Annotated in this window: 4 protein-coding genes; 2 read left to right on the forward strand and 2 right to left on the reverse strand. The window is 55.4% G+C overall.

The genetic code is table 11. From position 1 onward, the window contains the following. Together AC1DR7_RS20120 and AC1DR7_RS20125 are read left to right on the forward strand one after the other, a co-directional pair. On the forward strand, positions 1-860 hold an 860-nt coding region (locus tag AC1DR7_RS20120; protein ID WP_478076656.1), incomplete at its 5' end, for an ImmA/IrrE family metallo-endopeptidase. Between the two features lie 144 nt (positions 861-1004). Beyond that, positions 1005-1409: an H-NS family nucleoid-associated regulatory protein gene (locus AC1DR7_RS20125; RefSeq protein ID WP_164222797.1), complete on the forward strand. Its 405-nt coding sequence runs from the start codon at positions 1005-1007 to the stop codon at positions 1407-1409. 142 nt (positions 1410-1551) lie between these two features. Here the strand turns inward: AC1DR7_RS20125 and AC1DR7_RS20130 are convergent, their stop codons facing one another. Then, entirely contained in the window at positions 1552-2235 is a 684-nt protein-coding gene (locus AC1DR7_RS20130; RefSeq protein ID WP_478076657.1) for a hypothetical protein, read from the reverse strand. Between the two features lie 82 nt (positions 2236-2317). Then, the coding region (locus tag AC1DR7_RS20135) for a MobA/MobL family protein (RefSeq protein ID WP_478076658.1) at positions 2318-3294 on the reverse strand (977 nt) is incomplete at its 5' end.

Below are 3294 nucleotides of genomic sequence, written 5' to 3' on the forward strand. Positions count from 1 at the left end.
CGCTAAGTCATTGGCCGATACAAGGAAGAGAGATGGATAGTTATCGTCGGCGGCAGATCGAAGCCAAAGCGCAGGACATGCTCAACGATGCGGGAGTCCTATCACTTCCGATTAATCCCATGGAAATTGCAAAGCACTTGGACATCCAGGTGCATGCAAAACCAGCTGGTTCCACGGGTGCATCAGGATGGCTACTGCGTCAGGGGAATGATTTTGCGATCATTTACGCCACTCATATCGAAAGCCCAGGATTTCAGAATTTCAGCGTGGCTCATGAATTGGGCCACTTCTGCCTCGATGGTCATCCCGAACATATTTTTAAGCAGGGGAGCGAGCACGCATCTCGGGGTGGCTTTGGATCCTCAGACCCAATCGAGCGAGAGGCGGATTATTTTGCATCGTGCTTGATGATGCCAAAATCACTATGCAAGCCAATTATTAATAAGAACGGCGATGGCATGGCTGCTGTTCGTTCACTAGCGGAAACCTGCAATACCTCATTGACTGCCGCCGCATTGCGTTACGCGGAAATAGGGCACCTGCCCACAGGGGTGTTGCAGTGTTTAAATGGTCGCGTTGAGTTTTGTGCGATCTATCCACTCCAATCGCACGTTGGGTGGGCAAAGCCATTGGGTCGCAACACGAAGGTCCCCCCTGAAAGCGCTACTCAGAGGTTGGCTGATGATCCCGATGCAATAAGAGTGGGGATGGAAGACAGTGATAGTGCGGAAGCCAGTGATTGGTTCTTCGGTGCTAAGAGTGGTGTCTACCTCACGGAAGAGGTGATTGGCTTAGGCTCTTATGGCCGCACCCTGACCCTCTTGACCTTGGAAGAAGCGGAAGACGATGAAGATGAATGAGACTATTTCGCCCTGCATCTGGACAGATGGCTTGCATTATCGTTTGGCGAACTAAGAAACGCCGGGCTTCGCCTTACGCTCAGTTCTCCTTTATCGGACAAAGGCCTGATATTATTTCCTACTATTCAAGAGACCAATTACCAAATGAGCAAACCGACCCTTGATTCAATTGCCTCTGCAAAAGCCAAGCTTGCCGAAGAGCTGCGTAAGCTGGAAGAGCAAGAAGCAAAATTGATTGAAGACGAAGCCTCTGATGCGTTTCTGCAGATTTCGGATTTGCTGACTCGTTACGGACAGCATCTGACGTCTAAGCAGAAGGCCGATATTGCGAACCAGGTTGGCGGTTCGTTTAATGGGCAAGCTCGCCAAAAGAAGACTTCTGGTGAAAAGAAGGCAGTCGCCCAGAAATACTGGCTGCCGCACACTCAGGAAACTTGGTCTGGCCGAGGCCGTACCCCTCGCTCGTTCGCGGCTTGGGAAGGCACGGCGGCCTATAAAGAATGGAAGTCCAAGCACCCTGATGAGAAGTTCCCCGCGTATCCGGGCTGATTTTTAGCGAGACGGGCTCTGTTTAGGCGGAGCCCGCGCCTTTGGACAGCAGTCTCAGCAGAACGCTCCGCAGAGCCTGATGCTTATAAGCCCGACTCTGGCTCTCCTAGTCTAGGCAGCCGCTGAGTTCGCGGACCCAGGGCTACACCCGCAAGACAAGCGTCGCTTTGACTTCCAACAGGGCGAAGTCCAACGTCTGATAGACGACACGGACAGCAGCTGCGTAGCCAACTGAGACCACAAACAGCCCGATGAACGAGATTGCGGCAKCAATGGTTGGGAAGAGACTGGTCTCCAAAACATCCTGGGCGACGGTCGGGGAAAGCACGCGTGCCGTGGCAAGCCAGAACAACGCGCCCCAGACGATGCCAATGAATACGTTGAACCGCGCCATTCGCTCGGTCGTTTGCGTTTTCACGAGCTGCACCCCAGACGACAAGCGCTCCAACTCCCCCTGATCTTTCACCAGCCGCTCGATGGCGCCTGCAAGCTCTCCAACGGACTTTGCGGTGACACCAGCAAGGACCGTGCGAGTAGGAAGGCCAAAGTAGACGCTGATAACGCCGAGTGTCAGCGCGGCGAGGATCATGACGGGATTGAAAGCCCGCTCAACAAGGCAAAGACCGGCCACGATGATCGACGTCAGGACGAAGACCCAGAGCAAACGCTTCCAGATGATGCCGAGGCCACTCATGATCAACCATGGGCCGACTAAGAGCTCCTCTGAGAGGGCACGTAGTGCGTCTTCCCTCGTCCGAAGCGGTCGCCGGTTGACGACCGCGTATTCGGCGAGCCTGACCGCTGACCGGATCTTCTCGAACTCCATTTCTGCCTCTTCCTTATAGTCGTCAACGCAGCATATCCAAATATTGTTGATGCTTCTCACACCTGTGCCAGGTGGACAGGAATCAAGGGACGAAACGGGGTCGCCTGATCTTCAGCTCCCAGTTCCCTGCTTGCTGCGCGGCTGACTCATCTGCTTCGTTCCTAGTCACATCAGCGCTTAGAACCTCCAATGTCGGCACTGCGAAGTTCTTCTCCAAGCTTTTGCAGGCGTCCATCATCTTCTGGCGTGCCTGATTGATCCGCCAATTTTGGATGGCGACAATCCGAGGTGACACATGGACCTTTGATCGGGCTAGCGCTCTGCGCGCTCGAATGGCAGCGTGGGTGGTCGGAGCATCTCCATGCTCAGAAAGCGCTGCTTGGGCATTCAGCACCTCCATGCGGGCCCGGTAGGGCCTGATCACCATCCGCGCGTAGGTGCTTACCGCCTTTGCTAGGGACTCGGTGTCTTCAAACAAGAACGGTTTGCTTGCATAGCTGTCGACACGACGGCAAACCAAGGCCGAGTGCGCTTGCTGGAATTCGGGTTCGATTTGGATGCCAGGAACAAGGCGCAACACTTCTAATGCTTGCTGGGCAACTTCGCGCTGCGCTTCCAACCAGTTTTCGATCAGCTTCGCCTCAGCGTTCAACATCTCCGCGTCTTTGCCTGTTGACCGGGCTAAGCGCGCAACCCGACTCAGGTGCCGTGTCTGGCCACTGTAAGCAGTATGGATGCCTCTGGGCACCGAGGCACCCGCCAATCGGTTCATGGCCTGGCTGACAGGGTTACCCGTCGCGCCCCGTGCGGGCACACCAGCATCGCTATCCTTGCCTAACTGCTCCCTTCTTAGTTCGCGCAACGCTGCTGCGTGATTGTGGTTCTTTGGGGCGTCGTGGAGCACGCCCCCACTTCGCTTCATGTGTGCCATCAAGATCCTACTGAGCGACATCGCGGCCTCTTTCCCACCGACACCGTGTATCTCTGCGGTGAACTTAGACTTCCGCTCGACGGCAACTCTTGCCTTCCCAAGGTGGCGCATCGGCTTGCGGGTGAGGG

The sequence above is a fragment of the Stenotrophomonas sp. P5_A9 genome, from assembly GCF_056400525.1.